Below are 20,926 nucleotides of genomic sequence, written 5' to 3' on the forward strand. Positions count from 1 at the left end.
GCACCCCGAGGCGACAAAGCCGAAGATTGAGCGAGTTTATGTGTCGGCTCGTCTTGAAACCTGACCAACGGCTATTCTAAACACGCGGGTGGAATGAAAGGGCATCAAGTGACGAAGCTATCCCTCTTGCAGCGAATCAACGCCAATCTGCCACCACGCCTGTCCTACTCGCTTCGGAAAAGCTTCAATCACAGCACCGTTGCGAACTTTGCCACATACGACGAGTATTATATTCGTCGGTTCGGTGAACGGCGCCATGCTGGTAACGCCGATTATGCTTACGGTCTTGCCGTCGATGATTCACGAGCGGGTCAGGCGGAGCCTTCCGAAGCTCAACGCTATCGGCGATTTGCAAAAGAGTGTCTGGAAACCGGCGAGCCTGAAGCGCTCCTTGCCGCATCGTCACAGATCCCAACGCGTCTTTGGTTACATCCCACATTCCGGTTAGACTATTTCATTGCCTTGCTCTCGCTCGCAAAGTTCAAGGAAGCGAATGAATTCGCTCGGGATACCCTGATTTTGGGTGCTTTCGATCAGCGTTCGCTCCTCAGGATGCTGGGTGAGGCATATCTTCTTGAAGACAAACATCTGCTGGGATCAATTTTCGATCAAATTGCTGGCGAAACGAAGTTCAAGATGACATTGAAGGAAGAGATATTTGCCAATAATACGGCATTGAATTATCTTGGCGAGGAGGCGTGCCTCAGGCATGGCCTAAGATCACGAGGCTCCTCGGCTTCATCAGATTTGTTCCTGTTCTGGTCGAATCTGAGATTGCGGCGCGGCGATTTTGTTGGGCAGGTGACAGAGTTCAATAGGGCTCTGGCCATGCTTCAGTTGTCGGAGGTAAGCCTGAAAAATGATGACAAGGGCATCTCGGTAAAAAATCTGACCTCTGCCACGGACAAGGGATTCTGGGCTGATCCGTTGGTGAGTATAGCCATGTCGACCTTCAATTCAGAGGCAACCCTGGGGCCGGTGCTCGAAAGCCTTCTGCGCCAGACTTACAAGAACATCGAAGTGCTGGTGGTCGATGACTGCAGCAGCGATGCCACGGTCGAAATTGCAACGCTGTTTTCAAAGCGCGACCCTCGGGTGCGCGTATTCAGCCAACCGCAGAATGGTGGCACATACCGAGCCAGGAACAGGGCACTACATGAATCCAAGGGTGAATTCTTCACCTGCAACGACTCCGACGATTGGGCGCACCCAGTCAAGATCGAGGAACTGGTCGCGCCTTTGATGGCAAACCAAGAGTCTGTAGCGACAATCGGCAGCCTGCTCCGCATCAACAAGGATATCGGCATCAAGCCGCGGCAGCGCGGCTATGTCCAGGAGGATCAGTCCTCTTTATGCTACAGGCGGAGTTGGGTAGCGCAGAATCTGGGTTTCTACGAAACAGTCCCGTTCGGAGCAGATTCAGAATTCCTATCGAGATTGCGAGCGGTCGCCGGAGATGCGGTCGTAAAAATATCGAAGCCACTTCTGTTCGCCGACTGGTCCAAATCCTCGTTGACGGGTTCTCTGCGAACCGGAATAACGGATGGAGGAACAATGGCGTCGGCGCGCTGCAGATACCGCACGATGTACCGTCAACGTCACGATGCCGGCCAATTCTTTGTCACCGCGGGCGAGTCGTACGAGTAATTTACTACCGCTCTATGTCGTCGCTTGGCCAGCTTCTGAACATTTTTGGTTGCTTAAAAATGGGGAAATTCAAGGGCAACCAGCATTGCGACTATTCCCCGCTCTAACTCCCAGCAAGACTGAAACGGGAGGTGCAACACGGACTCCATCGAATAATGGCATTAGGATGATTTGCGTGCAAAGGCGATATCGTAGGCTGCCTCATATGAGTTCTTCATGACCTCGAATGAGGCGTTCTCGACGCAGTAGTCGCGACTCATGCGACCTTCCTGTTCGAGGAGTTCAGGATCGCCCAGGAGTTTGAGGATTTCATCGCGATAAGCTTCAGCGGTATAGGGAACTTGTATGCGGCCATCCGGGAAGCGGTCGTTATGAAGTTTTTGCCGGTATATTGTTGGTACGCCCTTGGCCTTCGCCTCGAATATGGCTGCACAAAAACTCTCATACTTGCTAGTGTTTATAAGTATCACTGTGTCATTAAGAGTATTCCAGTAATCCTCAACCTGGTATCCCGACATGACCTTGAATTCATAAGGCTCGGGCAGCACCGTTATGGATATAATTTCTTCTATAAGAGCATAGTTTTTGGCGGGACGATTGGCGTCACCCGCCCATAGAACATAGCGCCTCTCCCTAGGATTGGTCTCCGGACGTAGCTTTTCCGTGTCAACGCCTTGTGAAATTCTAAGATATTTATCCTTATAGTAGGGTGCGCGCTCCTCGTTGGCGTTCAGGCGGATCACAACAGCCTGATAAAACCATTCCGGAGTGTAAATCGATTCCCAGAGCTCGCCTCCGATCTTATACTCCTTCACGCCGTTGGGAGCGCGGGAGATAGGGCCAATGACATCGGGCAGAACGCCGGCTGAATAGCATATCTGAAGCCCGCTCCCGGCATCATCCACGTGGAGCACATCGTAATTTGTCGATCTCAATGTGTCGTACAATTCCCGAGGGCCTTTTATGTGCCTCCGATCAATGTGTTGCACTTCATATCGCTTGGAAAGCTCCATGCTTCGAAGGAAATTGTACGAGGTCGCAATGGAGCCGCCCCAGACCTGGTTAGTCGCCTTCACCCCGGGGCCGATAAAAAGCACCTTGCGCCTAGCCGCCATTATTCCACTCCGGTTCTATATCGACGGAAAGGTTTCCTAGTCCACCTTCGTATGCACAGTCAACGTTGCGCTTTCCTTTGCCGGTCTTCATTGGATTGAAATGCGGGACGGGCCTTTCCCGTTCCATTGCATTCGGAGCAGACGACCGTTTTTCCCGGGCAATCGTCATCGATAGTCCCATCCGGACAACTGCAGTCCGGCCAACGCGGACAATCAAAAACGCACCCGAGTCCGACGCATTTTCCGCACATAAGCATGGTGCGGTCCCCCAAACAATAGGGTCCGGACTCACTACAGCCACCATATGACGGCGGCGGCGAGGCTGATAGCGCCCATGAAGTTTTTGACGTTGCGGTCGAAACGGGTTGCGATGCGTCGCCAGTCTTTGAAGCGGCAGAACATGCGCTCGACAATGTTGCGCTGCTTGTAGACAGCGCGGTCATAGTCGTACTGGACCTTACGGTTCTTGCGGGGCGGAATGACGGGCTCGGTGCCACGCTCGACCAGCCATTCCCGTAGCGCCTGGCTATCATATCCTTTGTCAGCGACGAGTTCGGCGGACGGCGGCATCGCCTCGATACAAAGCTGTGCGACCTTGCAATCGTGCACGTTTGCGGGCGTCAGGAGCAGGACGCAGGGGCGGCCCTTCTCGTCACAGACGGCATGGAGCTTGGTGTTTCGTCCGCCTTTCGTGCGGCCGATACCATGGGCCAAGGCCCCCCTTTTCCGCCACCCGCACAGCGGTGGACCTTGATGCAGGAGCTATCGATAAACAACCGGTCCGGCGCATCTGCTGCTCCCGCCAGCGCGCTGAATATGCCCTCCCATATGCCGCGTTCGGACCAGCGAACGAACCGGTTATAAAGCGTCTTCTTCGGTCCATAGACATCGGCGCAGTCGGCCCAACGGCCGCCGCAGCGCAGAGCATGGACGATGCCACTCAGCACACGGCGATCATCTACGCGAGGCTTGCCGCGCACGTCGGTCGGAAGCAGCGGCTCGATCCGAGCCCACTGCGTATCGGAAAACCAAAAGAAATCACCCATATAACCGCCTCCTCGATGAGGCAGTGAATCACGATCTGGCTGGCAGGGGGAACCCCGTTATTGGGTCCGGACCCTAATAACCCCAACTACTGCTTAGGCCAGAAGAAACCGTGCAGCAAGATTTCTGCAAGGATTTAAATTTTTAAGTGAAGCGGGAATTTTTGGCGGCTCAAATAATATTGGAGCAAAGGGTTTCTAAGAACAACTGCAAGAAAAATCCTGACAACGAAAAAAATTGCGGATACTGGCGATCCCGGCAGGATTCGAACCTGCGACCATCGGCTTAGAAGGCCATCCGATATTCATTACTTACTGCGATAGTTCCAACTTTCATCTCGCCGAAACGACGTGAACAGATCGCGAAACTTGGAACTCATTTCTTGGATGTTTCCCGTATCCTGCGGCGGCCTACTCGACGCGCTTCGTCGGCCTGTCGAACAGTGGTGATGTCGACGGGCTGATAGGTTCGATGGATGGCATTGGCAGAACCGATTGAGTTGGCCATCTTGGCCGAGGTGATGGCCGGCGCCGCGCCCCCTGCCTGTAGCTCGATGGCACCAGATCTCCGCATGTCGGCCAATGTGCGCTTGTCTGCGGGAAAGACCAAGTCGCGCACCGCTGCGAAGTCGTCAGGCATGGTGAACCGTGAGTAGGGTGCCCCCGACCTGTTGCGTAGTATCGCACCGACCTCGCAGGGATGCTTTTCCAGATATGCATCCAGCAAAGCGAGCGCGCGCCGGCCGAGCGTGCCGATGCCTGCGCGTCCCGTTTTTGTGCGGTTTATCGGGAAGTGCCGATTGCTGTCTTCCCCCGCGATCATCGCGACGGTAAGGGCGCGCAGATCAACGGGCGAAAACTGTGTGTCCCATGCAAACGCTATGGCGACTGCGAGTCCGTGATAGCCCTCGCGCCATGCTCTCTTTGCGAGCCGCACAGCCTCGCCTTCGGTCCATGCGGCGGATCGGGGCGGCGGCGCGGAATTGGTGATGCCGAGAGACGGGTCTTCCTTGCCACCGCAATAGCCAAGAGCAATGAGCACATTCCAGAGCGCACGCCAGATCTTGATCGTACGCCAGGCCTCGCGAAGCGACACCGTGTTGGCGATGATCGTCCGGAACTGGGACAGCGATTCCAGATTAATTTCTGGGCTGGTGGGTGGCAGGTCGCCAAATATCGGGGATATCCGCGCCCAGGCACGCTCCCATTCTTCGCGGGTCCGCGGCCGCTTGTTGATCAACCATTCATCGGTCTTGCGGAAGCGCTCGAACCCTTCGCCGACAGAACGTGGTGGCCACTTGGCTGTCTCGTCTTGCGCGCGGCCCTGCCTGTGGCGCTGCCAGCGCTCGTTCCACGTTGCCGCGATCTTCCATGCATCGGGCCCGTCAAGCCCACAGCGGATGGCAGAAAAACCGGCATCACGCATGGTCTTTGTGGGCTGCCAGTATCCGTATTTCCCCTTTTTTACTACGTAATAGGGGATATCCACCTTAGCCACCCATCCGCTCCAGCCTTGCAGCGACAAGGCCGAGATTATGTTCCTGCGGCGCAGGCGATTGCAAGAGTCGACGGTGGCGAGAGCTGCGCCACGCGTCGATAGCGTCGAGGTCGTAATTCCCGGTGTCGGGATCGGATGGCGGGAAGCCTCGGCCAAGCAGCCGTGGAAGCGCGGCCTCGAACTGCTCCATGGTCAAGCCGAGGCGACGGGCGGCCATAATAGGCGGCACGTCCCGCGGATCGACCTTGAAGCGGATGGATGTCATCGCGCCACCTCGTCGATGTTGCCGAGGACCGGCCGGAACGTGTAGGCAGCGACAAACGGGTTGGTTTCCCAACCGTGCCCCCTTGCGCCGTTGATCTGGTCCCACAGATTGGCATAGCTCTCGATGGGGTCTTGAAGCCAGGGAAGGAAATCGGCCCCACGGTAGTGTTTCGCGACGCTGCGTCGGCCGCAGCTATCGAGATGTCCTACCAGATCGTCTTCGAGACCTTCCGCGATCGCATCCTCTGCGCTGATCTCTTTCAGCCGCTCCACGCGGACATCGGTGACGATCAGTGTGATGCGACTGGCCCAGCGAGGAAGATGCATTCCGGGGCGCTTACGACCCTCATAGAGATTGGGATCGGTGGTGAGCCATTCCGGCATCGTTGAGCGGTCGAGATCGCTCGGGGCGAGTTCATCAAGCGCCTTTGTGACCCGCCATGCCTCGCGGACCCAGAGGCGGTCACCGACCTGATACGGCACTACAGTCAGCAATTCCGAGTGGCGAAGATCGTGCCAGCGCATCGCCTTGTCGCGAAAATGCCAGTTGTAGCCGCGAGTGTCGCTGCGCTCGAATTCCAGAATGGGGCCGAATTTACGCAGCTTACGCAGAACCCGCCGCGTCTGCGTCTTGCCGGTGCCGGGCTGCTCAATTTCGCGCAGGATGGCGCGGACCATGCTGCCGGAAAACAATATCGGTAGGTCGCGGCCGGTCATGGAACAACCCTCCAGGTGATTCGTTGCGGATCGGAAAGGAGGCCTGCATGGCCGACACATCTGCCTGGTGGGACAAGCCCACGTACGTTTTCATCAACAGCCACACAACCGTGGCGGTGACTCGCCTCGGCCGCGCGGTCGAACTGTTGTTGGGGGATTGGCCTGGCAAGGGGCCTGCCTATCTCAAGGCACGACAAGCTGCGCTGGCGGCCTATTCCAATCCGTCCGACGATCGAGCGCAGGCAAAAGCCCAGAGGGCTTTCGAGGAAGCCGCGCGCGAAGCCGAGATTTTGGCTGAAACGGCTCATTGACCAGCCCCGGGCATTGCATCGTGCAGGAGGCCGTCTAGCAACCGGCCTGCTCGGCGTTTCCCGATCCGCGAGACACAGTGGTGGGGATCGTAATTGCCATCGGCCCAGTCGCACCACATGGGATAAAAAGGCTCGCTCCAGCGGCCGTCTTCCCATTCGCGATGCTCGAAACGGCTGATCTCGGGATCGTCGTCGAGGGCCCAGCCGTCGACCGCGCCGACGTTTGGCGCCCAGGCGCCCCATTGCTTGAAGAAAAACGCCGTGCCCGCGGCTGCGCATTGATTGCGGATCGTGCGCGCCCAATCCCCGTGCATGGGCCTGGCGTCCTTGCCGCTCTCGCCGCCAACGATGATCCAATCGAGCGCGGCATAACCATCCCGCGCATCCTTGTCGTCCATCGGCTGCGTCGCCGCTTCGTCACTGAACCAGCCACCGCGCCCTACCTTGAGGGCGTCCAGCCACCATTCTCCACCGCCCATGTTGGGTTGGCGCAGGAAAGAGAAGTCGATAGGCCCCAGCAGAGGCTCGGCCGAGACGAATCGGATCGCTGCCGGCGTGGCGAGTAGCTCGGGAACGCGTTCGTCGGCGCGCTGCTGATCCTCGGCCGAGACGCCAAGCCAGACATTGGGCAGCGGCCTCCGGATCGCCTCCTCGACAGGATAGTAAGCTTCGTCGCTGTCTTCGCCGGGCCAAATGCAGGCGGCTGCGCGGGCCACAGATTCGACCCGAGCAGGGAGTGACGACAAATATGTACGCATGCGGGCCGCGCGCTTGGTCAGCACCTGGAATGTGTGTTGCGGCGCCAGCGCCATGACGGCGAAAACCTTGTCGATCCACTCGTCAGGCACGTTCTCTGCGAACAGATCCGCGTGAGCGCAGACGAAAATCATGCGGGGGCGCTTCCAGCGCAGCGGCTGGTCGAGCCATTCGGTATTGAGGCGGGATTCTCCGGTCCAAACTGGGCCGGCCTTCGTCTCGCGCGTGAGGCCAGCGCGGCTCGGATGATGCTTGAGGCGCGTCCCGGCCAGCCGCATCGCATAGCAGTTCGTGCAGCCGGGCGAGACGACAGAGCAGCCGGTGATCGGGTTCCACGTCGCATCAGTCCATTCGATTGAGGAGTGATCAGCCATGGCTTTCACCCTCAGCCGGGCGATCCGCGCTCCGGTCGTGCTCGATCGCCTTGTCTGGATCGGCCGTTCGCCAGTCCGGCCAGCGGCGCTTTTCGTTCTTGGCCTGCTTGGCCACGATCGCCTTAACGATCTGGGCCGGCTCATAGCCTGCGCGCCATGCCCCGTCGAAGGCGAGGATGATGACATCGATCCATTCCTCGACCTCGGTCGGGTCAGCCTCGATCTCGCGCAACTCCTTGCGGATGTGGTCGACAACGCCGGCGGCGCGGGTGCCGGGGCCGAAAGTCTTCAAAGAGAATTCTCGCTGGCGCTCCAGGTGAGTGACCAGATCGAAGCGCGTCTTGAGTGTCGTGCGCGCGTCACGGGCCAGTTGCTGGTAGCAGTTGTTCGCTTCCAGCAGGTCGACCACACGCTGAACGCGCAGGCGTTCGTTCTCATCCCGGCAATCGAGAAGGTGCAAGATCCATCTGGCCAGATCATCCTTGCTCTTGTTCATGAGCGACTTGTGGGAAACGCTTGATACCACAGTGAAAGTGCCCATCGCTCAAACCCTCATCGGCATCAGGACGAAATAAGGCGGGTTGTCGCCGGCATCCTGCGGCAGCAGCCTGGCCGGGGCGCCGGCGTCGCCGAGCTCGACCAGCAGGTTCTCGGCCTGGGTGGCGTTGAGCAGGTCGAGGCAATAGCGGCCGTTGAACCCGATCTCCACCGGCTGCCCGGCCTCCATGACGACGGGGATGGCGTCCTCGCCGGTGCCGGCGTCGGGATTGTGTGCGGTGAGCGCTAGCTCGCCGTCGCCGAAGTTGAATCGGATGGCCCGGCCTGTTGTGGAAATGGTGGAGACGCGATCTACGGCGGCCAGCAGAGCGGCGCGGTCGACGATGTACCTGTTCTGGTTGCCCTGCGGCACGACCCGCTGATAGTCGGGATAAGTGCCGTCGATCAGCTTGGAAACCAGCACGGTGCCGTCCTCCAGGGTCACGACGATCCGCGTCGGTGCGATGCCGACGGTCACGCTGCCCTTTTCCGGCAGCATCTTAAGGATCGAATCGACCGTCTTGCGCGGCACGATGATGCCGGGGAAATCGGCGGCCTCGGGCAGCACGGACACGTGCCGGGCGAGGCGGTGCCCATCGGTTGCGACAGCGATCAGCGTGCCGTTTTCGCCGACATGCCAGTGGATGCCGTTGAGATAATATCGCGTCTCCTCGGTCGAAATCGCGAAGCGCACTGTCTCGATCATATGCTTGAGCACCTCCACCGGCAGGGTGAAGGTGGCGGTGAGGTCGGCCCGCGTCATGGCCGGGAAATCGGAAGCCGGCAGGCAGGAAATCTGGAAACGCGAACGGCCGCCGGAAATCGTCCATGCCTGTTCGTCGCCGGAAAGCTGGACCTCGCAGCCCTCGGGCAGCTTGCGCACGATGTCGTGCAGGTGCGCGGCCGGCAGAGTGGTGGAGATCGCCTTGCCGGCAAGCTGGCATGGCCGCGCCGTGGTCATCTCCATGTCGAGATCGGTTGTCGTCAGCGTCAGCGTGCCCATATCGGCCGCCAGCAGGATGTTGGAGAGGATCGGGATCGTGTTGCGCCGCTCTACAACACGGCTGACCAGAGCCAGAGCGGGAAGCAATGCCTCCCGCCCGATCACGATGGTTGAGGCCGCCTTCGTCATGCCCCGTTCTCCGGGGTGCCGCTGTAGGTCGGCAGGCCGGTCTTGTCGGCCGCCTCGAACAGCGTGTCGCGGATATGCTGTGTCACGAACTGGTCCGGCCGGAAGATGTTGTAGAACCAGACGATCTTGCCATTGACCGGGCGGTAGCGCAGGCGCACTGGAATACGCACCTTCTCACCCATGAAGAAGGGCGCGATGTAGAGCATGAACAGGCCCGGCACCTTGAGCGGCTTGCCGTCATCGCCCTTGTGGGTTTCCTCGAATGCGATCTGGCCTTCGCCGGTCTGCAGCGTCGTGGTCGCTTTCACGGTCGCATCGACGCGCACGGAAAGCCCGCGCGAAAGCTCGACCAACTGGCTGGCCAGCGCGATCTTCGTGTTGAACTGGCTCTCGTAAAGGGCCTTGTCTTCCTCGGTCGGGCTCGAAACCTCGACGATGCGATCCTCGAGAAACCAGGCGAACTCGTTCTGCTGCATCGGCTCGCCGTCTTTCTCCACCCACTTCCTCCACTCCTCGGAAAGCGGGAAGGCGTAGTGGATGCGATGCTTGGCGAAGTCGGCTTTGCCGCCGTTTGTCGCCTCATGGTAGTCGATGACGGTGGTGAGCGTCGGCTTGCGCCAGTCGATGTTCGCGAAGATGGCACTGTTTTCGGTCTTGTGGCGGTTGGTCAGGTCGCAGAAACTTTCGAAGGTCTGTGCCTGCGCCGTGCCGGTTTTGCGAGTTGGGTGGAGGCGGTAGGGCTCGAACAGCCTTTCGAGGCCCTCGACGGTCGGCGTTTCGCCGCGGCGCAGCGCGACCGGCACTTCGCCCGGCAGGCCCGGCATATTGGACATATTCTTCAGGGCGGCGATCTCGACGCCATTAGCCTTGGTGCCGAGCTGTGCGGCGATGTCGAGATCGAAGCCCAGGCAGCCTGGCAGGCTGAGGGTAGTGGCTTCGGCGTTCGTTGTCTTGTCGGTCATTGACGGTTCCTTTCAGGTTTGGAGGGTCAGACGCTTTCGCGCTGGCGCGCTTCGCGCGGGCCGGCGAACATGTCGGTTTGCTGGGGGTGCTCCGTCGACAGCGAGCCGTCATCGACCACCCAGTAGAAGGACGAGCCGCGCTGCGGCTTGGGCCGCTTCGAATCGATATCGCAATTGATGGTGACGGCGCCGGCCTCGACCTCGAGGTTGATCTTGAGCGTCACCGAGCCCTTGGCCTTGTTCTTGGGCCGGTCGCCCGCAAGCTCCTTGAGCTTGGCCAACGTCTCGGTAATTTCGGTGCCGAGCGCTGCGGCAAGCTCGCCGCCCTCCAGCATGCCGATGATGGTTTGCCCGTCGCGGATCTTCTTCATTTCCTTGTCCTCTCGGCCGTTTCGCCCGCCGGTTGGTGGAGCGGAACCGAAGGCGCCGGCGGGCTGGCCTCCGGACGGGGCGGCGAACTATCGCCGGCCCGCGAATCGCGGGCTAGAAGGGGATATCTGCGTAGGGTTCGGGAGCGACCAGTTTGCCGGTCGCTTCGGAGGCCAGAACGCCGACTGCGGTCAGCGCAGCCTCAAGGTGCCTGATCCGCGCCTCCTGCTTGTCGCGGTGGGACCGCTCTTCGTGCCACCAGCGCCGGAATTGATCGCACTCGGCACGGACCTTCGCGATCGTGGTGGCCGCCTTTTTCAACTCTTCCTGCAGGTCGGCCCGTGAGGCGGTCGCGGGGCTGGCCTTGCGCTTTGCGGCGCGGTTCGAACCTGTAGGAGTGGCCATGTCGTGCACCTCAAAATGGGATTTCGTCATCGCCGAGATCGGTCATCCCGGGCGATTGCTGTTGCTGGCTGGCGGTGCGCTGCTGGGTGCCGCTCTCGCGGCCGTAATCGTCCTGGCTTTCAGCCCCGGGACGGCCGCCCTGACCGTTCGGCATCAGCACCAGGTCGCCGTTGAAGGCTTTCAGCACGACCTCGACCGCGTAGCGGGTCTGGCCCTGCTGGTCCTCCCACTTGCGGGTGCACAGCATGCCCTCGACATAGACTAGGTGGCCCTTCTTCAAATACTGCTCGGCCACCTTGGCGAGGTTCTGGTTGAAGATGACGACCGTGTGCCACTCGGTGCGCTCCTTGCGCTCGCCGGTGCTCTTGTCGCGCCACGTCTCGGATGTGGCGAGGCGCATGGAAACCACCCGGTCGCCATTGTTGAGGGCGCGCCCTTCGGGATCGGCGCCGAGACGCCCCATGAGTTGGACCTTGTTGAGGGAGGACATCAGTCGAGGTCTCCCTTGACGATGTAGCGGCCGGCGCCGAGCACGGAAAAGCCGGCCACCATGAGCATGACTGCCTTGGCGATCACGATCATGGCGCGCAGCGCGGGCTGCGTATGGTCGCCGGTTTCCGGCATGAGAAAGAACAGGAACGCAGCCAGCCAGGCGAGCGCGACCAGCAGCGTCGCGACCGACAGGCGGATTATGGTTTCAGAAAGTGTCATGCGGACCTCACGACGATGCCGAGATAGCGTTCGAGCCGGTCGAGAAAGGCTTCGCGGGCCTTTTCCGCCGGCCATGGCTTGAGAAAATTGCCGGTGACGCGCGGCGGCGGACGATCCGCGGCGGGAAGATTGGCGGCGGCCTTCGGGCCGAACAGCGCCAGCCCCTCGGCCCGCAACATGCGGGCGTCCATGTCCTTCACCTGCCGGGCATAGAGTGGCATGCGGTGGATCGGGGCGATGCCGGCGGCCTCCCAGATCGCGTGGTCGAGAGCGCTCTTCTGTGCGGCGATGGCGAGCCGTATGCCTGCGGCGGCCTGCGGCAGGAGCCGCTCGGCATGCCAGATGACGGCATCGACCGAAGGAGAGGGCCAGTCGCCGAACCTGTATTCGTGCCCGTCATGGAGGAGGAAATAGCCCGCGAGGATCTTGTCGCCGGTCTCATGGTCCAGCGCGTCGGCCCCCATGACCGAGTGCTGTGCCACCGAATAGGCCGGACCCCGGCAGATGCCATTGAACCGGGCGATCTTGCCTAGTGCGCCGGCCATGTCGGAAAAATCGATATCGGCGGCCTGCGGGCAGGTAAGGTCCATCACGGACCCGTCCGAATTGAACGATGGCACGGCGATGCCGGGTGTGCGCGCCGCTCTCCGGACAGCAGCATTCATTGCGCCACCTGCGGCAGAGTGTCGGCCACCCTTGCGACGACCACGTTCTTGGACGGCGCGAACATCTCGGAACGGTCGAGATAGACGCGCAGAAGATTGAGGCAGCGTTCGCGCTGGCCGGACCATGGATCGAGCGTCAGGGAGGCACGCGCCTGGCAGTAGAGGCTCCAGCGCACGAGCGTGTCCTGCGTCTCCTCGATGCCGCGCGGCAGCGGTGGACGACTGGCCACGGCATCGCGCGCCTTGCGGATCACGTCTTCCAACGTGTCGGCGCGGCAGGCGACCTGGCGCACGCTGCGGTCAAGCGCCAGATCGTGGGCGCGGTGATAGTGCAGGTTGATCTCGGCCGGGCTGTAACCTGCGGCCAGCAGTGCCTTCCACGTATCGGCGCCCTCGCGCATGCTTTCGGCCATTTCGGCGCAGCGCGGGTGCACCTCGGCCCCGGCCTCGGGGTGAATCGGCCGCGTCTGGGGTGAGCTGCGACGGTGGGCAATCTCGGAGTGAGGTGAGTGGGTCATCAGAAATGTGCCTCCAAGGCTTTGTCGCAGACAGAAAGGGCCTGCCGCAGCCGCTCGAACGCAGACTTCCAGTTTTGACCGGCGGCGCTGTCAGGGAATTCAAGTTCGGGATGTGCGATGTTGAAGGCGTCCGCGGCCTTAACTGCATTGCGGATAGCATCGACAAGTTCGGAAATTTCGGGAAGTTCGCGTTGCTCGATCCTGCTGATCGTGAAGGCGGGGCTCGCACCGCCCCCGCCGCGGTAGGTTTCACCGCGGGAAAGAGCCTCGCACGCTGCTTCGACCATTTCGGGAAACAGTTCGTTGGCCTCGCGGAACTCGTCGATCGACATCTCCACGCTGTTGCCGTCATCGAAAGCGACATTGATGCGTTCAGCAGGAGCCATCACAGCGCTCCCGTGACGACGGCGACGACAAGAAGGGAAAGGGAGACTGCAACCAGCGAGAGCAGCGCCTTGGCCGTGCTCGTCTCGTCGTGGTAGCCTCGGCAGTGCCGCAGGCGTTCACCTTCGATGACGCCCAGATTGCGGGGGAGGCTGATTTGATCAGAAGATTGAACATTGCGGCGGCGCTCGTAGCGGCCTGGACCGTCGAGGGGCTCGCAGTGGATATGCAAAGTTCCGTCAGCTTTTTCGCTGACTTGTTCGCGGTAGCGGCGCTGTGCCCAGACCTTGAGGTTAACGACAGAGCCCTTGCAGCCGGGGCGATGCCCACCGGCTTCACCCGCCAGCAATGGACGCTGGTTATTGAGGAAGGCCGGAGAACTAGCCCCGAGAAGATCAGGGAATTGGTTGCCGCGCCGCAGACTACTGTGTGTGATTACGGGCGAAAGGCTTTCGGGCCTGCGAACGGCGGGTATCTTCTTGAGCGAAGGCTGCACTGATCACTCCATCGGCTGATGCGATGCACCAATAAAATGCACGAAATTACGTTCATGGCAAGTGACATGAACGAAATATCGTGCGATTTGGTTCTGGCATAAACCATACCCGGTTTAAACGACTCGCATTTGTTTCCGGTTTGTTCTATCTCGATATCAGGGTAGGGAGGCGGCCATGATAAGGTACGCACAGCGCGATTGGATTGAAGCCGCCGCAGACGAACTCGGAAGCGACCTTGCCGAGTTCGCCATAACCCTTGTTCTGGCTTCGCCTGAAACGCGTAAGGAAATTATTGCTGCGCTCTATCAGACTTGCGAACGCGCTGGGATGCGGCCTCCATATTGGAGTCCACCTCATCTAAAACTCGTTGCTGAAAGCGGCCCAGAAGCTTCCGAAAGTCAGCCCATGCCTCCGGATCGTGTTGCTTGAGCGCGGAGAAGGCCGCCACTGCTTCTTGAATTTCCGGGTCCCATCGGACGCCAGTGAGAACGTGAAGCACATCGATGTCCAAGACTTCACAAATGGCAATCAGCTTCTCTATGCGAGCGTCGGTTTCCTGACCGGCCACCAACTGTGAAATATAGTTGGGGCCGACTTTCGCTGCGGTCGAGGCCTGCCGCATGGACGGCCGGGTGTCCGACTTGTCCTTGCTATCTCGCGGCCTTGTTGCCTTCTCGATTTCATCGACAAGGCGCCTTCGCCAACCCTTGATGGACGTTACACTCATAGCCACGGTTTACCCTTGAACGTCAAAAAGTGCACGGACGTTGTTTCGTGTACTTGACGCACGAAATAACGTGCATCATAGTGTGCCGCATGCAACCGCCTCTCTTGGATGACATTCTCGAATTTTTGGCTGAAACCGGCATGGGCGAATACCGCTTTGGCCTGTTGGCGGCGCGGAATGGTCGTCTTCTCGTTCAGCTCCGAAAGGTGAGAAAGAACGGACAGCCGGCAAGGGTGTGGCCCGAAACCGAGGCAAAAATTCGAGCGTTTATGGAGGCAGAGAGGCTGCGGCGCTCTGCGTGTGTAGCTTCCGAAAAACTGGAGGCCGCTGAGTAATGAGCCGGTCGCTTCTTCGCCGCCTGGATGACGCATTCTGTGCCTTTCGCACCGGCCATTCCCGCCGTGACCTGGATCGGGTTCGCGTCCGGCGGCTGACACTGCTGGGCCGCCGTTGGGTCGAGAGGCAGGAACGTATCGCGGCTGAGAATGAGTTCTTCCAAGAGTACTTCCGTGGATCAGCGCAGTCGTCTCGCGATCTTTTCGAGAAGTATGCCCAAAGCCGTGGTCGCGTCGGGTCCGCAGCGCTGCTTCAAAGTCTCGAAGTCGAGAGACTCTGCCTGCGTTCCCGCCGTATAGGATTGTGGGCGCAGGTCGGCTCTCTCGATGGCCCGGATGAATATACGCTCCATCAATTGAAGGCGGCTCCTGTCTTTTCCGACGAATTCTATGGCAAGCTCTATGAGGGCCTTCGTGAAGAGTTCGTGCTCGACCCGCTCCAGAACAAGTTGCGTTGCGGCATTCGGCACGGACGCCGATTTCTCCGAGCCGTGAAAGTGCGCTGGCTTTTTTGCATTCATGGCAAACTTCCTGTTGGTGAGCTTTCGAAGGGGCGGTACCGGCCAGAACCTCAATTTGGAATGGCACTGGATTACCAGACTGCGGGAGACCGCGGCCATGGATAATTCCTTCTTTCTGCAGGGTAGGGAAGCGGCATCCCGCCTGGTTCATACCCAGGATGTCACCGGTTCGAGTCCGGTCCCTGCAACCAGTTTCTACACCATACCCCCCGAGAGAGAGGGCGGTCAGGTACGGCTCGCAAGGCCCCCTGTACCCGCTGGGAACGGTGGCCACCCGGCCGCCGTAAAGGACCACAGGTCCGCCGCCCGCCATGACCGCAGGGCCGGAAGGGCGTGCCATCGGGCGCCCTTCCGGTGCCGATCCGGGCAGGGGCCACCTTGATGTCGTGATGTGTGCGCGGGTTTTCATGCCTGCGATCTGACCAGTTCCGAACCTTTCCCGCCACGGGAAAACACGCCGGGATTTCCCGGCGCGGGAAACCTTTTGTCCATTTGAAAGGGCAGGCCATGCCTGAATTCACCGACCGCTGGTTCTACCGCCTCCGCGGTGCCCAGCGCGATCTCATCGAAGCCTGCGGCACGATCGAGCGGGTGACCGAACTCACCAGCATGTCGAAAAGCCAGGTGGGCCGCTGGCGCAGCCCGACAGATTCGGACCTGATGCCGGTCAATTGCGTCATGATCCTCGAGGAGGACTGCGGCCGGCCGCTTGTCAGCAAGATCATGGCCGATTTCAGCGGCTATTCGCTCACGGCACCAGACCAGCGCGAGGCGCAGATCGCCTGCCTGTCGACACAGGTCGCGGATTTGGTCGGGCAGGTGTCGTCGCTGATGGCGCGCACCGCGCAGGCCGGAAGCGATGGCTTCTATTCGGTGGGCGAGGTCAACGAACTTCTCAAGATCAATTCCGAGGTCCGCAGCGTCGCCGACAAGCTCGACGACGTGCTCGCGTCCGTGAAGGCTTCCGGCGGCGTTTCCGTGTTGCAGGCCCGGAAAGGCGGTGCGGCATGAAGGTGAAGCACCTGGCAGCCCTGGCCGCCGCGCTCGGCGCATCGGTTTCGCGCCAATATCAGCGCATGCGGCCTGTCACCTCCAAGAACATCGGCCGCAACCGGCTCAAGGGCACGTCCCGCTACAGATCGCATCAGGGCAAGCAGGAATGCGCGCGGCGTGTGCGCCAGCGTGAGGCGATCGAAGCGCGTCGGGGTGGTGCGGTATGAAGTTGACGCGCTCCCAGCAAGATGCGCTGACCTGGTTGAAGGACCATGGCGGCGACGGTGTGTTCGCCGACAAGTCACACCAGGTGCTCTATGCGCAAGGCGAAAAAGCGCCTTTCACCCGATCCACATGGAACGGGCTGCGCGATCAGGGCGCCGTTGAATTCTATGGGGTGCGCCGGGCGCGGGTTGTCGAGGCCTCGGCATGAACCTCGCGGCCTATCAGCAATTCCTTGAAGCCAAGGCCAAGCCAGCGCCGTCCCTCGGTTTCGACGTCGACCCGGCGACCATCAATCCGCTGTTGAAACCGATGACGCAGGCGATTGTGCCGTGGGCCTGCCGGGGAGGGCGCCGTGCCCTCTTCCTGCGTTTCGGCCTGCACAAGACCTCGACGCAGCTCGAAATCCTGCGCCAGTGCATGATGGAGGCCGGTGGCCACGCCCTGCAGGTGGTGCCCCTCGGCGTGCGCCATGAATTCTTTCTGGAGCAGGCGCGCTACCACCCCGATGTCGAACTGAAGTTCGTCAACCGCCCGGAGCAGATGGAAGAGGCCAATGAGGCCGGGCCGGGCAAAAAACTCATCCACGTCACCAATTACGAGACGGTGCGCGACGGCAAGCTCGACCAGCTGCTGTTCACCGCCGCTTCGCTCGACGAGGCTGCCTGCTTGCGCGGCTTCGGCGGCACCAAGACCTTCCGCAACTTCATGGCGACCTTCGCCGGCGATGACCGGCAGGCGGGCGTGAAGCACGAGGGTGTGCGCTGGCGCTTCGTCGCCACCGCCATTCCGGACCCCAACGAATATGTCGAGCTTCTGGCCTATGCGGCCTTCCTCGGCATCATGGATGTGGGCGAGGCCAAGACCCGGTTCTTCAAGCGGGATTCGACCAAGGCAGACCGGCTGACGCTGCACCCGCACAAGGAGGAGGAGTTCTGGCTGTGGGTGTCGAGCTGGGCGCTGTTCGTGCAGATGCCGTCCGACCTCGGCTTTTCCGACGAGGGCTACGACCTGCCGCCGATCGACATCCGCTGGCACGAGATCCCTTCCGACCACAGCACGGCCGGCGAGGAACGCAGCGGGCAGGGGCGACTGCTGGCCAATGCCGCCCATGGCGTGGTCGAGGCCAGCCGCGAGAAAAAGCGTTCGCTCGAAGCCCGCATCGCCAAGATGCAGGAAATCCGGGCCGAAGAACCAGAGGCGCACCGCATCATCTGGCACGATCTGGAGGATGAGCGGCGCGCCATCGAGAAGGCGGTTCCCGCCATCCGCTCCGTCTATGGCTCGCTTCACGACTTCGGGCCGGACGGCAAGGAAGAGCGGATCGTCGGCTTTGCCAGGGGCGAGTTCGCCGAACTGGCCACCAAGCCGATCCTCAACGGCTCCGGCTGCAATTTTCAGGAGCATTGCTGGTGGGCCGTCTATCTCGGCATCGGCTTCAAGTTCCACGATTTCTATCAATCGCTGTTTCGCATCCAGCGTTACGGCCAGAAGCATCCGGTGCGCATCGACCTGATCTACACCGAGGCCGAGCGCGAGACGCGGCGCGAACTTGAACGCCGCTGGCGGCAATTCGAGCGCCAGGCCGAGAAGATGGCGGCGATCATCCGCCGCTACGGGCTGGCCGAGCAGGCCTTCGCCCAGGCGCTCAAGCGCTCCCTCGGCGTCGAACGCCGCGAGGTGCGGGGTGAGAACTACCTTCTGGTGAACAACGACACGGTGCTGGAAACCGCGTCGATGGAGGCCGACAGCGTCGACCTGATCGTCACCTCGATCCCGTTCTCCACCCAGTACGAATACACGCCGTCCTATCACGACCTCGGCCATTCCGACGACGACGCGCATTTCTGGGAACAGATGGATTTCCTGACGCCCGAGCTGCTGCGCGTGCTGAAGCCCGGCCGCAGGGCCGTCATCCACGTCAAGGACCGGATCGTGCCGGGCGGCATCAACGGACTTGGCTTCCAGACCGTGTCGCCGTTTTCCGACGATTGCGTCGCCCATTTCCGCAAGCACGGTTTCGCCTTCCTGTCGCGGGTCACCATCGGCACCGATGTCGTGCGCGAGAACAACCAGACCTACCGGCTCGGCTGGAGCGAGCAATGCAAGGATGGCACCCGCATGGGCCACGGCATGCCGGAATATCTGCTGGAATTCCGCAAGCCGCAGACCGATCGCAGCCGCGGCTATGCCGATGTGCCGGTGGTCAAGCCCAAGCCTGATTTCGTCAGCGTCATCGACGGGCGGCCGGTCGAGCCGGGCGATGACGACTTCGACGACAAGCGCATCCGCCCGGTGGCCGGCACCGGCTATTCGCGCGGCCGCTGGCAACTCGATGCTCATGGCGTCTATCGGTCGGACGGCAACCGGCCGCTTCTGCCCGACGAACTGGCCCGGCTGGTGCGGCTGGATGGCAAGTCGATCTATCGCGGCTGGAAGGAATGGTGCCGCAGCCACGTCTATAACCACGAGCTTCACGTCGCGTTCTGCGAGGAGCTGGACGAGGCGGGGCGCCTGCCGCCGACCTTCATGATCGCGCCGCCGCACATGGACCATCCGGCGATCCGCACCGATGTCGCCCGCATGCGCACGCTCAACATGCACCAGCAGCGCAAGGGCCGGGAAATGCATCTTTGCCCGCTGCAGTTCGACATCGTCGAGCGGGCGATCGAGGATTACACCATGCCGGGCGAGACGGTGTTCGACCCGTTCGGTGGCATCATGACGGTGCCCTATTGCGCGCTGCGCATGGGCCGCAAGGCCATCGCCACGGAGCTTAGCCCAGACTATTTCGCCGATGGCGTGATGTATGCGCAGGAGGCCTCGGCCGGGCGCAAGGGGCCGACGCTGTTCGACCTGATGGAGGCCGAGATCTCTGCCGCAGAAGAGGCGGCGACCGATGCCATGGTGATGACGCTGCGCGACCTTCGCGACCGGCTGATGGCCATGAGCGAAGATGATCTCGACCGCGAGTGCTCGGCCGACATCATCGCCTTTCCGGGCCAGCATGTGGAGGCCGCGGAATAATGCTCGCCGCCCTAGACCGAACGATCGCCAGCCTTGAGGCCGACCTGGCAGCCGAGCAATCCGCCATCGATGCGGCGGTCGCTGCGCGCCAGATCGGCGCCGGCTACTGGCAGCGGCGCCATGACCTGGTGCGGCGCCTGCGCATTGTCCGCGCGCTGCGCGAAGCCGTGGCGGAGGCAGTTCAATGACGGGCTGCCACACCACCGATTTCACGGTGTTCGGCATGTATGTGGACCGCAAGCGCATCCTGCTTGGCTGGAGCGAGGCCGATGTCGCCCGGACCTGCGACATCATGGTGGACGATGTCCGCATGGCCATCGCCGGCCGTCGCGTTGGGCCGGATGCGGTGGACGCGCTGTGCGAATGGCTCGGCCGCGACGCTTCCTTTTTCGACCTTCCTTCCAATCGCGACCGCATGGAGGCCGCCCGATGATCTGCATTGCGACGACGCAACCCGTTGGCGGTTTCGGCCGGCCGGAAGGAATGCGGGCCGGCTGCCTGGAGGGGCTGCCGGTGCAGATGCAGTGGGAGGCCGTCGCGCTGTTGCGCGAGATGGGTCTGTCCCGTCCGCAGGCTGCCGCCCATCTCGGCATCTCGCGGGCATGCCTCCAGCGCATCGAGCATGCGGGGTTCTCGCCATATCGGCGAGAGGGCGAGATGGTCCAGCCGGCGGGGGACGAGTGAAAGGTGTGGCTACACGTTCCCAACGTCTCGACATGCTCTCCATCTGCACAGGCGGCGGCGGGCTCGATCTCGGAATCGGACTGGCGGTTCCCGGCGCTCGAAGCGTCTGTATGGTGGAGAGGGAAGCCTTTTCCGTCGCGCACCTGGTTTCAGCGATGGAACAGGGTCTCCTTCATCCGGCTCCTGTGTGGAGCGATGTGCGAACCTTCGACGGCCGCCGCTGGCGTGGATGCGTGGACGGCCTCATTGGCGGTATTCCGTGCCAGCCGCACAGCCTCGCCGGCCGCAAACGCGGCAGCCTCGACGAGCGCGACCTCTGGTCGCCGGCGCGGCGCATCGTCGTCCAGTCTCGCGTCTGGTGGGTCCTCATCGAAAATGTCGCAGGCATGCTCGCGGCGGGGGCTGACGAAGTCGCTGGAGCCGAGCGGGTATGGCGAGACCTTCGCAAGCTTGGTTTCGCGGTTGAGATCGGATTGTTCACGGCGGCGGAAGCTGGCGCGAGCCATGAACGC

General features: G+C 61.3%; 29 protein-coding genes, 1 tRNA gene and 1 pseudogene. 11 read left to right on the forward strand and 20 right to left on the reverse strand.

From position 1 onward, the window contains the following. The first annotated feature begins 108 nt into the window (after positions 1 to 108). Positions 109 to 1,647 (forward strand): glycosyltransferase family 2 protein, encoded by a 1,539-nt coding sequence (locus ACVCNR_RS00580; RefSeq protein WP_354195813.1) that lies wholly within the window; start codon positions 109 to 111, stop codon positions 1,645 to 1,647. Positions 1,648 to 1,808: 161 nt separating this feature from the next. Here ACVCNR_RS00580 and ACVCNR_RS00585 read toward each other — a convergent pair whose 3' ends face one another. The 5 genes from ACVCNR_RS00585 to ACVCNR_RS00605 form a co-directional block, all read right to left on the reverse strand. Next, positions 1,809 to 2,762 (reverse strand): glycosyltransferase, encoded by a 954-nt coding sequence (locus ACVCNR_RS00585; protein ID WP_354195811.1) that lies wholly within the window; start codon positions 2,760 to 2,762, stop codon positions 1,809 to 1,811. A gap of 291 nt (positions 2,763 to 3,053) precedes the next feature. Then, a protein-coding gene (locus ACVCNR_RS00590) for an IS5 family transposase (RefSeq protein WP_447073368.1) occupies positions 3,054 to 3,808 on the reverse strand; the annotation gives its coding sequence in 2 pieces (ribosomal slippage) (positions 3,054 to 3,473 and positions 3,476 to 3,808; 753 coding nt in all). Positions 3,809 to 4,181: 373 nt separating this feature from the next. Beyond that, a complete protein-coding gene (locus ACVCNR_RS00595) occupies positions 4,182 to 5,303 on the reverse strand; it encodes a site-specific integrase (protein ID WP_447073369.1) in 1,122 nt (373 codons plus the stop codon). Beyond that, complete coding sequence (locus ACVCNR_RS00600) at positions 5,296 to 5,568, reverse strand: hypothetical protein (protein ID WP_447073371.1); 273 nt, start codon at positions 5,566 to 5,568, stop codon at positions 5,296 to 5,298. Before ACVCNR_RS00600 ends, ACVCNR_RS00595 begins: the two co-directional genes overlap by 8 nt. Next, positions 5,565 to 6,284 carry a hypothetical protein gene (locus tag ACVCNR_RS00605; protein ID WP_447073372.1) on the reverse strand — a complete coding sequence of 240 codons (720 nt, stop codon included), beginning with the start codon at positions 6,282 to 6,284 and terminating at the stop codon, positions 5,565 to 5,567. The genes ACVCNR_RS00600 and ACVCNR_RS00605 overlap by 4 nt, the downstream gene beginning before the upstream one ends. A gap of 47 nt (positions 6,285 to 6,331) precedes the next feature. On the opposite strand from ACVCNR_RS00605, the gene ACVCNR_RS00610 reads away from it, so the two are divergent. Beyond that, positions 6,332 to 6,595: a DUF982 domain-containing protein gene (locus ACVCNR_RS00610; RefSeq protein WP_447073374.1), complete on the forward strand. Its 264-nt coding sequence runs from the start codon at positions 6,332 to 6,334 to the stop codon at positions 6,593 to 6,595. Here the strand turns inward: ACVCNR_RS00610 and ACVCNR_RS00615 are convergent. The 15 genes from ACVCNR_RS00615 to ACVCNR_RS00685 all read right to left on the reverse strand — a co-directional run bounded on the left by ACVCNR_RS00615 (position 6,589) and on the right by ACVCNR_RS00685 (position 15,488). Beyond that, entirely contained in the window at positions 6,589 to 7,725 is a 1,137-nt protein-coding gene (locus ACVCNR_RS00615) for a DUF5131 family protein (RefSeq protein ID WP_447073375.1), read from the reverse strand. The genes ACVCNR_RS00610 and ACVCNR_RS00615 overlap by 7 nt on opposite strands. Then, the gene (locus ACVCNR_RS00620; RefSeq protein ID WP_447073377.1) at positions 7,718 to 8,221 is read right to left on the reverse strand and encodes a dATP/dGTP pyrophosphohydrolase domain-containing protein; all 504 of its coding nucleotides are present in this window, start codon (positions 8,219 to 8,221) and stop codon (positions 7,718 to 7,720) included. The genes ACVCNR_RS00615 and ACVCNR_RS00620 overlap by 8 nt, the downstream gene beginning before the upstream one ends. Positions 8,222 to 8,269: 48 nt before the next feature. Continuing rightward, the gene (dnaN, locus tag ACVCNR_RS00625) at positions 8,270 to 9,394 is read right to left on the reverse strand and encodes a DNA polymerase III subunit beta (RefSeq protein WP_447073379.1); all 1,125 of its coding nucleotides are present in this window, start codon (positions 9,392 to 9,394) and stop codon (positions 8,270 to 8,272) included. Then, entirely contained in the window at positions 9,391 to 10,356 is a 966-nt protein-coding gene (locus tag ACVCNR_RS00630) for a DUF2303 family protein (RefSeq protein ID WP_447073380.1), read from the reverse strand. The genes dnaN and ACVCNR_RS00630 overlap by 4 nt, the downstream gene beginning before the upstream one ends. A 26-nt stretch (positions 10,357 to 10,382) precedes the next feature. Next, positions 10,383 to 10,727, reverse strand: coding sequence for a YfdP family phage-associated protein (locus tag ACVCNR_RS00635; RefSeq protein WP_447073382.1), 345 nt, complete (start codon positions 10,725 to 10,727; stop codon positions 10,383 to 10,385). 112 nt (positions 10,728 to 10,839) lie between these two features. Beyond that, positions 10,840 to 11,160, reverse strand: a complete 321-nt coding sequence (locus tag ACVCNR_RS00640; RefSeq protein WP_447073383.1) for a hypothetical protein — start codon at positions 11,158 to 11,160, stop codon at positions 10,840 to 10,842. Continuing rightward, positions 11,141 to 11,623: a single-stranded DNA-binding protein gene (ssb, locus tag ACVCNR_RS00645; protein ID WP_447075615.1), complete on the reverse strand. Its 483-nt coding sequence runs from the start codon at positions 11,621 to 11,623 to the stop codon at positions 11,141 to 11,143. The genes ACVCNR_RS00640 and ssb overlap by 20 nt, the downstream gene beginning before the upstream one ends. Continuing rightward, positions 11,620 to 11,841 carry a hypothetical protein gene (locus tag ACVCNR_RS00650; RefSeq protein ID WP_447073385.1) on the reverse strand — a complete coding sequence of 74 codons (222 nt, stop codon included), beginning with the start codon at positions 11,839 to 11,841 and terminating at the stop codon, positions 11,620 to 11,622. Before ACVCNR_RS00650 ends, ssb begins: the two co-directional genes overlap by 4 nt. Beyond that, positions 11,838 to 12,506: a hypothetical protein gene (locus ACVCNR_RS00655; protein WP_447073387.1), complete on the reverse strand. Its 669-nt coding sequence runs from the start codon at positions 12,504 to 12,506 to the stop codon at positions 11,838 to 11,840. Before ACVCNR_RS00655 ends, ACVCNR_RS00650 begins: the two co-directional genes overlap by 4 nt. Further along, entirely contained in the window at positions 12,503 to 13,024 is a 522-nt protein-coding gene (locus tag ACVCNR_RS00660) for a hypothetical protein (RefSeq protein ID WP_447073388.1), read from the reverse strand. Before ACVCNR_RS00660 ends, ACVCNR_RS00655 begins: the two co-directional genes overlap by 4 nt. Further along, entirely contained in the window at positions 13,024 to 13,410 is a 387-nt protein-coding gene (locus ACVCNR_RS00665; RefSeq protein WP_447073390.1) for a hypothetical protein, read from the reverse strand. The genes ACVCNR_RS00660 and ACVCNR_RS00665 overlap by 1 nt, the downstream gene beginning before the upstream one ends. After that, positions 13,410 to 13,904 (reverse strand): hypothetical protein, encoded by a 495-nt coding sequence (locus ACVCNR_RS00670; protein WP_447073391.1) that lies wholly within the window; start codon positions 13,902 to 13,904, stop codon positions 13,410 to 13,412. The genes ACVCNR_RS00665 and ACVCNR_RS00670 overlap by 1 nt, the downstream gene beginning before the upstream one ends. 290 nt (positions 13,905 to 14,194) lie before the next feature. Continuing rightward, positions 14,195 to 14,632: a helix-turn-helix domain-containing protein gene (locus ACVCNR_RS00675; RefSeq protein WP_447073393.1), complete on the reverse strand. Its 438-nt coding sequence runs from the start codon at positions 14,630 to 14,632 to the stop codon at positions 14,195 to 14,197. 193 nt (positions 14,633 to 14,825) lie between these two features. After that, positions 14,826 to 15,131 (reverse strand): hypothetical protein, encoded by a 306-nt coding sequence (locus ACVCNR_RS00680; RefSeq protein ID WP_447073394.1) that lies wholly within the window; start codon positions 15,129 to 15,131, stop codon positions 14,826 to 14,828. Between the two features lie 15 nt (positions 15,132 to 15,146). Then, positions 15,147 to 15,488: a hypothetical protein gene (locus tag ACVCNR_RS00685; protein WP_447073396.1), complete on the reverse strand. Its 342-nt coding sequence runs from the start codon at positions 15,486 to 15,488 to the stop codon at positions 15,147 to 15,149. A 116-nt stretch (positions 15,489 to 15,604) separates the two neighbouring features. On the opposite strand from ACVCNR_RS00685, the gene ACVCNR_RS00690 reads away from it, so the two are divergent. The 9 genes and pseudogenes from ACVCNR_RS00690 to ACVCNR_RS00730 form a co-directional block, all read left to right on the forward strand. Next, positions 15,605 to 15,679, forward strand: a tRNA-Met gene (locus ACVCNR_RS00690). A 316-nt stretch (positions 15,680 to 15,995) separates the two neighbouring features. Further along, positions 15,996 to 16,499, forward strand: coding sequence for a hypothetical protein (locus tag ACVCNR_RS00695; protein WP_447073397.1), 504 nt, complete (start codon positions 15,996 to 15,998; stop codon positions 16,497 to 16,499). Beyond that, positions 16,496 to 16,708, forward strand: a complete 213-nt coding sequence (locus ACVCNR_RS00700) for a hypothetical protein (RefSeq protein WP_447073398.1) — start codon at positions 16,496 to 16,498, stop codon at positions 16,706 to 16,708. The genes ACVCNR_RS00695 and ACVCNR_RS00700 overlap by 4 nt, the downstream gene beginning before the upstream one ends. Beyond that, positions 16,705 to 16,914 (forward strand): hypothetical protein, encoded by a 210-nt coding sequence (locus ACVCNR_RS00705; RefSeq protein WP_447073400.1) that lies wholly within the window; start codon positions 16,705 to 16,707, stop codon positions 16,912 to 16,914. Before ACVCNR_RS00700 ends, ACVCNR_RS00705 begins: the two co-directional genes overlap by 4 nt. Next, positions 16,911 to 19,730: a DNA methyltransferase gene (locus ACVCNR_RS00710; RefSeq protein WP_447073401.1), complete on the forward strand. Its 2,820-nt coding sequence runs from the start codon at positions 16,911 to 16,913 to the stop codon at positions 19,728 to 19,730. Before ACVCNR_RS00705 ends, ACVCNR_RS00710 begins: the two co-directional genes overlap by 4 nt. Then, complete coding sequence (locus tag ACVCNR_RS00715; RefSeq protein ID WP_447073402.1) at positions 19,730 to 19,918, forward strand: hypothetical protein; 189 nt, start codon at positions 19,730 to 19,732, stop codon at positions 19,916 to 19,918. Before ACVCNR_RS00710 ends, ACVCNR_RS00715 begins: the two co-directional genes overlap by 1 nt. Then, positions 19,915 to 20,163: a hypothetical protein gene (locus tag ACVCNR_RS00720; protein WP_447073403.1), complete on the forward strand. Its 249-nt coding sequence runs from the start codon at positions 19,915 to 19,917 to the stop codon at positions 20,161 to 20,163. The genes ACVCNR_RS00715 and ACVCNR_RS00720 overlap by 4 nt, the downstream gene beginning before the upstream one ends. After that, complete coding sequence (locus ACVCNR_RS00725) at positions 20,160 to 20,414, forward strand: helix-turn-helix domain-containing protein (RefSeq protein WP_447073405.1); 255 nt, start codon at positions 20,160 to 20,162, stop codon at positions 20,412 to 20,414. Before ACVCNR_RS00720 ends, ACVCNR_RS00725 begins: the two co-directional genes overlap by 4 nt. A 32-nt stretch (positions 20,415 to 20,446) precedes the next feature. Further along, positions 20,447 to 20,896 (forward strand): annotated as a pseudogene (locus ACVCNR_RS00730) (DNA cytosine methyltransferase); the annotation flags it as partial. Between the last annotated feature and the right edge of the window lie 30 nt (positions 20,897 to 20,926).

The organism is Aquamicrobium terrae, from assembly GCF_052978165.1.

Coding starts and splice junctions, on each gene's coding strand:
- ACVCNR_RS00585 (WP_354195811.1), bottom strand. CDS start 2,762: ATGGCGGCTAGGCGCAAGGTGCTTTTTATCGGCCCCGGGGTGAAGGCG.
- ACVCNR_RS00695 (WP_447073397.1), top strand. CDS start 15,996: ATGCCTGAATTCACCGACCGCTGGTTCTACCGCCTCCGCGGTGCCCAG.
- ACVCNR_RS00610 (WP_447073374.1), top strand. CDS start 6,332: ATGGCCGACACATCTGCCTGGTGGGACAAGCCCACGTACGTTTTCATC.
- ACVCNR_RS00655 (WP_447073387.1), bottom strand. CDS start 12,506: ATGAATGCTGCTGTCCGGAGAGCGGCGCGCACACCCGGCATCGCCGTG.
- ACVCNR_RS00675 (WP_447073393.1), bottom strand. CDS start 14,632: ATGAGTGTAACGTCCATCAAGGGTTGGCGAAGGCGCCTTGTCGATGAA.
- ACVCNR_RS00600 (WP_447073371.1), bottom strand. CDS start 5,568: ATGACATCCATCCGCTTCAAGGTCGATCCGCGGGACGTGCCGCCTATT.
- ACVCNR_RS00605 (WP_447073372.1), bottom strand. CDS start 6,284: ATGACCGGCCGCGACCTACCGATATTGTTTTCCGGCAGCATGGTCCGC.
- ACVCNR_RS00630 (WP_447073380.1), bottom strand. CDS start 10,356: ATGACCGACAAGACAACGAACGCCGAAGCCACTACCCTCAGCCTGCCA.
- ACVCNR_RS00665 (WP_447073390.1), bottom strand. CDS start 13,410: ATGGCTCCTGCTGAACGCATCAATGTCGCTTTCGATGACGGCAACAGC.
- ACVCNR_RS00635 (WP_447073382.1), bottom strand. CDS start 10,727: ATGAAGAAGATCCGCGACGGGCAAACCATCATCGGCATGCTGGAGGGC.
- ACVCNR_RS00700 (WP_447073398.1), top strand. CDS start 16,496: ATGAAGGTGAAGCACCTGGCAGCCCTGGCCGCCGCGCTCGGCGCATCG.
- ACVCNR_RS00650 (WP_447073385.1), bottom strand. CDS start 11,841: ATGACACTTTCTGAAACCATAATCCGCCTGTCGGTCGCGACGCTGCTG.
- ACVCNR_RS00660 (WP_447073388.1), bottom strand. CDS start 13,024: ATGACCCACTCACCTCACTCCGAGATTGCCCACCGTCGCAGCTCACCC.
- ACVCNR_RS00615 (WP_447073375.1), bottom strand. CDS start 7,725: ATGGCTGATCACTCCTCAATCGAATGGACTGATGCGACGTGGAACCCG.
- dnaN (WP_447073379.1), bottom strand. CDS start 9,394: ATGACGAAGGCGGCCTCAACCATCGTGATCGGGCGGGAGGCATTGCTT.
- ACVCNR_RS00620 (WP_447073377.1), bottom strand. CDS start 8,221: ATGAACAAGAGCAAGGATGATCTGGCCAGATGGATCTTGCACCTTCTC.
- ACVCNR_RS00685 (WP_447073396.1), bottom strand. CDS start 15,488: ATGAATGCAAAAAAGCCAGCGCACTTTCACGGCTCGGAGAAATCGGCG.
- ACVCNR_RS00725 (WP_447073405.1), top strand. CDS start 20,160: ATGATCTGCATTGCGACGACGCAACCCGTTGGCGGTTTCGGCCGGCCG.
- ACVCNR_RS00705 (WP_447073400.1), top strand. CDS start 16,705: ATGAAGTTGACGCGCTCCCAGCAAGATGCGCTGACCTGGTTGAAGGAC.
- ACVCNR_RS00710 (WP_447073401.1), top strand. CDS start 16,911: ATGAACCTCGCGGCCTATCAGCAATTCCTTGAAGCCAAGGCCAAGCCA.
- ACVCNR_RS00720 (WP_447073403.1), top strand. CDS start 19,915: ATGACGGGCTGCCACACCACCGATTTCACGGTGTTCGGCATGTATGTG.
- ACVCNR_RS00640 (WP_447073383.1), bottom strand. CDS start 11,160: ATGACGAAATCCCATTTTGAGGTGCACGACATGGCCACTCCTACAGGT.
- ACVCNR_RS00715 (WP_447073402.1), top strand. CDS start 19,730: ATGCTCGCCGCCCTAGACCGAACGATCGCCAGCCTTGAGGCCGACCTG.